The 7,737-nt window shown below is 63.3% G+C and carries 7 protein-coding genes; 4 read left to right on the top strand and 3 right to left on the bottom strand.

What is annotated here, in order from left to right:
* Nucleotide 1 precedes the first annotated feature (1 nt).
* Nucleotides 2-106, top strand: coding sequence for an AmiS/UreI family transporter (locus GZ092_RS21260; RefSeq protein WP_363254535.1), 105 nt, complete (start codon nt 2-4; stop codon nt 104-106).
* Nucleotides 107-372: 266 nt separating this feature from the next.
* Nucleotides 373-996 carry a class I SAM-dependent methyltransferase gene (locus GZ092_RS14670; protein WP_293637456.1) on the top strand — a complete coding sequence of 208 codons (624 nt, stop codon included), beginning with the start codon at nt 373-375 and terminating at the stop codon, nt 994-996.
* 308 nt (nt 997-1,304) lie between these two features.
* On the opposite strand, the gene GZ092_RS14665 is transcribed toward GZ092_RS14670, so the two are convergent.
* Nucleotides 1,305-1,565 carry a hypothetical protein gene (locus GZ092_RS14665; RefSeq protein WP_293637455.1) on the bottom strand — a complete coding sequence of 87 codons (261 nt, stop codon included), beginning with the start codon at nt 1,563-1,565 and terminating at the stop codon, nt 1,305-1,307.
* Nucleotides 1,566-1,668: 103 nt separating this feature from the next.
* Between GZ092_RS14665 and GZ092_RS14660 the strand changes: the two genes are divergently transcribed.
* Nucleotides 1,669-2,727: an aldo/keto reductase gene (locus GZ092_RS14660; RefSeq protein ID WP_293637454.1), complete on the top strand. Its 1,059-nt coding sequence runs from the start codon at nt 1,669-1,671 to the stop codon at nt 2,725-2,727.
* A gap of 76 nt (nt 2,728-2,803) precedes the next feature.
* On the opposite strand, the gene GZ092_RS14655 is transcribed toward GZ092_RS14660, so the two are convergent.
* On the bottom strand, nt 2,804-3,808 hold the full coding sequence (locus GZ092_RS14655) for a metal-dependent hydrolase (RefSeq protein ID WP_293637453.1): 1,005 nt from the start codon (nt 3,806-3,808) through the stop codon (nt 2,804-2,806).
* A gap of 344 nt (nt 3,809-4,152) precedes the next feature.
* On the opposite strand from GZ092_RS14655, the gene GZ092_RS14650 reads away from it, so the two are divergent.
* Entirely contained in the window at nt 4,153-6,483 is a 2,331-nt protein-coding gene (locus GZ092_RS14650; protein ID WP_293637452.1) for a PAS domain S-box protein, read from the top strand.
* A gap of 33 nt (nt 6,484-6,516) precedes the next feature.
* Here GZ092_RS14650 and GZ092_RS14645 read toward each other — a convergent pair whose 3' ends face one another.
* Nucleotides 6,517-7,608: a MerR family transcriptional regulator gene (locus tag GZ092_RS14645; protein ID WP_293637451.1), complete on the bottom strand. Its 1,092-nt coding sequence runs from the start codon at nt 7,606-7,608 to the stop codon at nt 6,517-6,519.
* Between the last annotated feature and the right edge of the window lie 129 nt (nt 7,609-7,737).

Genomic DNA, 7,737 nt, shown 5'->3' with positions numbered 1-7,737 from the left:
GCTGCGCCAGCCGGTCACGCGCATCGCGGCCTGGCTGGCGATTGGCGAAGGCGTGTTGACCGGCTGGCTGCCGGGTTATTTGCTGTTGACCGGGGTGATTGGCTAACCTGGGAAGTAGGGGCGGGCGGCTGAAGCTGTTGTGGTCTTCGGTAAAACCACACAACGACAGCAATTCCGGATTCAGAAGGGTGCTCGTCACCGGCTATAAACTGCAGGTCGAAATGAAGCTACAACCTGCACTGGGTATGACCAAAAACCAACCCGCTTTCGCCTCGCTGAGGCCTTCCTTTCCAGGATTGGGCAACGTGTGTGGGCGGCGCTGTCTGACGCGGGCTTGCTGCATGCGTCTAAAAAAGAGGCGCGCCTGAACCCATGAACCCTTCCTGGTATGCGCGTCACATCATGCCGCCGGCGCTGGACTTTGTCTGCGGCCTGCCGATGGTCAGCCGCCAGCGCCATCTGATCGTGCCGCTGGCGCGCGGCCGGGTGCTTGAAGTCGGCATTGGCACCGGGCTGAACATGCCGTGGTATGACAAAACCCGCGTCACGCACATCACCGGGCTGGACCCGGCGCTGGAGTTGCATCCGCGGGCGCGCGAGCGCATTGCAGAAGCCGGGCTGGAGGTGGAACTGGTGGGCTTGTCGGCCGAGCAGATTCCGCGGCCTGACGCCAGCTTTGACACGGTGCTGGTCACCTACACGCTGTGCACCATTCCTGACGCACTGGCCGCGCTGCAGGAAATGCGCCGGGTGCTGGCGCCGGGCGGGCAGTTGCTGTTTTGCGAGCATGGGCGTGCGCCCGATGCCTCGGTGCGACGCTGGCAGGAACGGCTGCAGCCACTGTGGGGAAAAGTCGCCGGCGGCTGCCACCTGGGCCGCGACATTCCGGCGCTGCTGCAAGACGCCGGCTTCAGCCTGGCTGATCTGCACACCCGCTACCTGCCCGGCCCCCGGCCGTTCACGTTTCACTATTGGGGCGAGACGCTGCCGGTTTGAGTTTTGACGGGATTCAATTTCTGGTTCAAGACCAAACTGTCGCGATGCACAACCGTGGCATTTGCTATCAAAAAAATAGCTGTTTATGCAAGAACAGCATGCGCTAAAGCCCTAAAAACCATAAAATTTGTAACTACTCAGCTTATCGAACGAGACCTTCCTGCTCCCTCTCCCTCCGGGAGAGGGCAGGGGTGAGGGCTCCCGATGGCGATTTTTTTGGCAGCACTCGCGCCCGCTGACCCCCATCCCAACCTTCCCCCATCGGGGGAAGAGGTCATAAGAACTCAATGTAATGGTTCACGGGCAAGCTAGTCGTTACCGAATTTCGCAACAACCGCCCTGTTTTTCGTGAGTCGTGCGTCCAAGGCTTGCACGTCGGAAGGTTGTTCGCAGCCTTGAGGCAGGCGATCAGGTCGCTGCGGTCCGCGGGCCTCAGGAACGCTGTCGCAGGTCATGGCGGTACCGGGCACCACGGCCATCGGCTTAACCAGAAACAGGTTGAGCGCTTTATTTAAAATTTGATGCGAACTGAAAGGGACGCGCAGCAATACAAAGCCACTGCCCTTCATCAGCTTTTTGAAGGCGCCTGCAGCATCGGCCCCGGGCGCTTATGCTGGCAGGCCTGCACCGGGCCGGGCGCCCGGCCATCCACCGTACCGGAGTTTTTACGACATGCGTTACAAACCTCTCGGCCGCACCGGCCTTTTTGTTTCCGAGCTGTGCCTGGGCACCATGACGTTTGGTGGCGCCGACGGCATGTGGCGCCAGATCGGTGCGCTGCAGCAGCAGGACGCTGAGCAACTGGTCGGCCAGGCGATTGACGCCGGCATCAATTTCATCGACACCGCCGATGTGTACTCGGAAGGCGTGTCGGAGCAGATCACCGGCCAGGCGCTGAAAAACCTGAAGATTCCGCGCGACAACGTGGTGGTTGCGACCAAGGTGTTTGGCCAGACCGGTGAAGGCCCGAACAGCCGTGGCTTGAGCCGCAGCCACATTCTGGACGGCGTCAAGGCCAGCCTGAAGCGCCTGCAACTCGACCACATCGACCTTTACCAGGTGCACGGCTTCGACCCCGCAACGCCGATGGACGAAACCCTGCGCGCCCTGGACCAGCTGGTGCGCCATGGCCATGTGCGCTACATCGGAGTGTCCAACTGGGCCGCCTGGCAGATCACGAAGGCACTGGGCATGTCGGAGCGGCTGGGGCTGGCGCGCTTTGAATCGCTGCAGGCGTATTACAGCGTGGCCGGGCGCGACCTGGAGCGCGAACTCGTCCCGATGCTCAAAAGTGAAGGCGTCGGGCTGATGGTCTGGAGCCCGCTGGCCGGCGGATTCCTGAGCGGCAAGTACAGCCGTGACCAGAAGGACAAGGCCGAGGAAGGCAGCCGCCGCATCGCCTTCGACTTTCCGCCGGTCAACAAGGAAAAAGCCTGGGACTGCATCGACGTGATGCGCCCCATGGCCGAGGCGAAGGGCGTGTCGGTGGCGCGGGTGGCACTGGCCTGGCTGCTGCACCAGCCGCAGGTCACCAGCGTGATCGTCGGCGCCAAGCGAGCCGAGCAACTGGCCGACAACCTCGCGGCCACGCAGGTCAAGCTGAGCCCCGACGAACTCCGGCAGATCGACGAGGCCAGCCGCCTGGCGTCCGAATACCCCGGATGGATGCTTGAGCGCCAGGGCGAACACCGGCGCAAACAGATGGCGGTGGCGCTGCCAGGCAACGCCTGAGCGGCGCGCCGGGGCTGCCACGCGTTGCCGGGGTGGCTCTTTCGGGCGGGCTGTCAATTCCCTCTCCCGCTGGTGGTCAGTGCGGCGCCGGCACCTTGCCCCACATGCGGAGCCACAGCCAGGGCAGCGCCGTGGCCAGGTCAGGCCGCTGGCTTTCCAGCACCGGCACCCGCGCCTGCCCGGCCCGTGCGGCAGGCGGGCCGAGGTTGAAGTGAAAGGTGTAGGCCGGTTCCTGGCCCATGCGCAGATCCGTCACAAACAGCTGGCCGCCCGATTCCGAAAGACGGTAAAACCCGTGGCTGAAGGCCGCCATGCGGGCCACAGACGGCTCCTGGCGGTGCCGGTCCATGAGCGCTGCGCCCCGGTCATGCGCGCTCCAGCGGATGCGCGGGGAGTCGTCCAGCAGCGAGTAATGGCCTTCAAAATACTGCGTGGGCGTGGTTGCCACCAGCCGCCAGAGCAGCGTGTTGAACGGCGCGGGCGTGACCAGCAGCCCGCTGGCGGCAATGCCTTCGGCCTGAAGCGAGGCGCGTGCGACCGTGGTGGCCTGCTGTTGCGCCCCGACGCTCCAGCCCAGGTAGAGCGTGCTCAGCACCAGGCCGGCCGTGTTCCAGCGCAGGCCGCGCCGGCTTTTCAGGCGCAGCGCCGCCACCACGCCGACGATCAGTGGCACGGTGTAGAGCGGGTCGATGATGAAGATGCTGCCCACGGCAAACGGATGGTCGCTGAAGGGCTGCAGCAACTGCGTGCCATACACCGTCATCACGTCGAGCAGCGGATGCGTGAACAACGCCAGCCACAGCGCCAGCCACCAGCGCCTGAACAGCCCCGGCTCGCCATGCAGCCGGCTGACTCCCCAGGCCAACAGCGGTGCCGCGAGGGTGAGGAACAGCAGCGAATGGCTTTCGGCGCGATGGCGCGTCATGTTCAATATGGCGTTGCCCTGATCGATGAAGGCATCCAGGTCGGGCAGGGTGCCGGCCACGGCGCCCCAGAGCGCGGCCTTCCAGGCGGCCGTGCGCCGGCCCATGACGGCCACGCTCAAGGCAGAACCGAGCGCGATTTGGGTCAGTGAATCCATGGAGGGCAGCTTAGCGCACGGTACCCGTCCAGCCAGGTGGACCGCAGGATGGGCCGGCGACGGGGCAGGGCATGACGGTCTTCGTTCAGCGGACAAACGCGTAATGTGACTGACTGACTGACTGACTGGCTGGCTGGCTGGCTGTGTCCGGACATTGGCCAGCCCATGGGTTTGGCCAATGTCCGGGATGCTTTTTCCTCACAAGCGCACACTCGCGGCAAAGGGTTGCGCGCAATCCACGCTGGGCCACAATACCGGATGCCGGGTTTGCTGCAAGCCCGCAAGAAGTTTGAGTCCTGCCGGCGTATCCGGAAATTTCACCAGAGAGCAACCAAGGAAACCGCGTGAGCATTGCAGGCAGCGAACTGATTCCTCCGTCAGGCACGGTCCGGGCGCCCATAGGCGACCAGCCTGTGGGGCGCGCTTCACCCCCAGGCGACGCAGCGTTTCACCTGCTGGCCGATGCCTTGCCCCAGATCGTCTGGACGATGCAGCCAGACGGGCAGCACACTTACTTCAACCAGCGCTGGCTTGACTATTCCGGTGCATCCCTGCAAGACAGCCTTGCCCACGGCTGGAGCCGGTTCATCCATGCCGATGACCGCGCGCAGGTGGCCGCGCAATGGGCCCTGGCGCGCATCAGCGGCGAAGCCTGCGACGTGGAATGCCGGCTGCGCCGCGCCGACGGCCTTTACCGCTGGATGCTCGGCCGTACCGTCCTGCAGCGCGACGCGGCCGGCCATCCCGTCGGATGGGTGGGCACGCTGACCGACATTGACGACCTCAGGCAGCGCGCCGGGCTGCTGGAAAAAAACCTCTACATGGGCCGGCTTGCCGGCAGGGTGGCGCGACTGGGCGGATGGACCATCGACCTGCCCGAGCGCACGCTGGCCTGGTCGGACGAGAACTGCCTGATCCACGATGTCGCGCCGGGTTACACGCCCACGCTGGACGAAGGCATCGGCTACTTTTTCCCCGAACATCGGCCGCTGGTGATCCGCCATGTGCAAAATTGTGCCGAAAACGGCGTTGCCTACGAATTTGTGCTGCCCAAGCAAACAGCCACGGGCCGGCGCATCTGGGTGCGTTCCATGGGCGAGGCGGTGCGCGACGCCAGCGGAAAAATCGTTCGCATTCAGGGCGTGTTCCAGGACATTTCAGAGCAAAAGGAGGCCGAGGAGCGCGCGCTGGCGCTGGAAGCGCAGCTCGCCGCCACGCTGGAAAGCATCACGGACGGGTTTTGCCTGATCGACAAGGACTGGAAGGTCACCTTTTTCAACGGCCAGGCCGAGCGCATGCTTCAGCGCCGGCGCGAAGACGTTCTGGGAAAAACCCTGTGGCAGGAGTTTCCCGAGTCCCTGGGCACCCGCACGGAGCGTGAATGCCGCCTCGCCCTTCAGGAGCAGCGCACGACGCGGTTTGAAGCCTTTTACCCGCCGCTGAACCTGTGCATTCATTTTCATGTCTATCCCACGGAAAACGGGCTGGCGGTTTACTTTCAGGACATCACCCGGCAGCGCGCAGAAGAGTCGCAACTGCGGCTGCTGCAGACGGCAGTGTCGCGCCTGAACGACATCGTCATCATCACCGAAGCCGTCCCACTGAAGCAAAGCGGCGGGCGCATCGTGTTTGTCAACGACGCCTTCGAGCGCCAGACCGGCTACAGCAGCGCCGAAATGCAGGGCCATGCCTCCGGGCTGCTGTGGGGGACGAACACCCAGCGGTCCGAGCTGGACCGGATTCGCGCCGCCATGGCCCGGTGGGAGGCGGTGCGCGCGGAAATAGTCATCTACACCAAGGAGGGGAGCGAGCGCTGGCTGGAAACCGACATTACGCCCGTTGCCGGCAAGTCCGGCAAGTTCACCCACTGGGTCGCCGTCGGGCGCGACATCACCGAGCGCCGGCAGCAGCAGCAGGAAATCCTGAGCCTCAACACCGGACTCGAAGCGCGGGTGCTGCTGCGCACCTTCGAGCTGGAGCGGGCGAACCGGGAACTCGAATCCTTTGCCTATTCGGTGTCGCATGACCTGCGCACGCCCCTGAGCAGCATCCATGCCTTCAGCCAGCTGGTGGTGAAAATCGATGGCGCCCAGGTGAGCGCGAAGGGCCAGCATTATCTGGAGCGCATCGGGGTGGGCGTCAAACACATGGGCGATCTGATTGAAGGCCTGCTGAACCTGGCCGATGTATCGCGCAAAAAAATCGCCTCAGAGCCTGTCGATCTTTCGGAAATTGCCCGGCGCATCGGACGCGACCAGCGTGAGCGCGAGCCGGGGCGCCAGACCACGTTGCAGGTCCAGGACGGGCTGAGCGCGCAGGGTGACGCCCGGCTGCTGTCGGTCGTTTTTCAAAACCTGCTGGGCAACGCCTGGAAGTTCACGTCCCGCGAGCCCCTGGCGCGCATCGAGGTCGGCGGCGAGCCGGATTTCGACGGCAACACCGTCTTTTTTGTCCGGGACAACGGCGCTGGATTCGACATGGCTTTCGCTCCCAAGCTTTTCGGCACCTTCGAGCGCCTGCATTCGCCCGAGGAGTTCTCGGGAACCGGCATCGGGCTGGCCACTGTCAAGCGCATCATTGAACGCCACGGAGGCCGCGTTTGGGCCGAAAGCACGCCAAACGAAGGGGCTGCGTTTTTCTTTACGCTGGGTCGCGCGAGCGAACCGCTGCCGTGACGGGACCCGTTTTGCGCTGCCATGCGACATCCCTCAGGCTGCTGGCCGCGTGCTCATCGGCTGCGGCGATTCCTCGTCCTTTACGCCGCCAGGCGATCTGACTGCTGCGCGAGCCGGGGGTTCGGTGTCGTCCACCAGGGGGATGTTTTCGTGCTGGGCCACCATTTCCAGCGCACGCTCGAAAAGCGCGCGGGCAGAGCCTGAAATGGCATGCAGGTGGGCATGAAGGTGCGCGTCTTCCTCGTTCTTGTTCAGGCATTCCTGGCTGTATTGCTCGAAGCTTGCCAGCTGCGCGATCAGCTCGGCCACATGCCGGGGGCATTCGCACAGCATGTTGCTTGAAATGCCGGCCACCCGCGACAGCGTGTCGTCGGAGTATTTTCGCGGCGGGATCAGCGAATCGGCGTGAACCCCGCCCAGGCTTTTGGCGGTGTCGACCAGCAGCACCGAACTGATCAGGTCCGACAATTCGTAGTCCGAGACCGGCCCGCGCCGCACCAGGATGCCGGCCTCCCGCATCGCTTGCACCACTGCTTCCTGTGCAAAGCCATAGACCACCAGCGTATGCACCACGCCCTGTTTCAGGGCCAGTTCCTGGATTTGGCTGCGGATGCTGTCATGCAGGGTGTTGACCTTGACCAGCAGGATCTGGGGCGGTTCCTGAAAACCGGCGACGCCAGCCTGCGCCAGATCTGGAAAACTGTCAGTCACCCGCAGGCTGCTGCCCAGGAAATGACGGATGAACTTTCCCGACGCCACACGGCCGGTGATCCCGGCTCCAATCACTGCCAGTGACACCGTGCCGGCCGCCTGCGTGGGTGCTTCAGGCGGGCTGTCCAGCGCTTTGTGCGGCTGCTGCAGCCTTTCCAGTTCCGCTGCCTGCAGCGGTGCAATCGTACTGATGGCATGCCCCTGCCGGCTGAGCTGCTTCAGCAGGCCGGCCTTGTGCACATCCTCCTGGCTGTAGAGCCGGTGCTTTCCGGTGGTTTTCGACGGCGAAAAAGCGTGGTGTCTGACTTCCCATATCCGCAGGGTGGAAACGGGGATTCCCGTCATTTTTGCAAGCGCTCCGATGCGGAAAAGCGTGTCGATCAGCCCATTTTCATTTTGAGTAGTTTTTTGCATATGAATTTGCGTAGATTTCACTGTTTATAACTTAAAAATTCGATTTGTTTCGACTTTTTTCAGATAAAGTTGTTTTAATTGTGTAGGTTTGGCGTTAAGCTACGCACTAATATCTACTCAAACCCGGAA

The sequence above is a fragment of the Polaromonas sp. genome, assembly GCF_010365105.1.
GTDB lineage: Bacteria > Pseudomonadota > Gammaproteobacteria > Burkholderiales > Burkholderiaceae_C > Polaromonas.
This window is presented reverse-complemented; position numbering and strand designations above follow the sequence as displayed.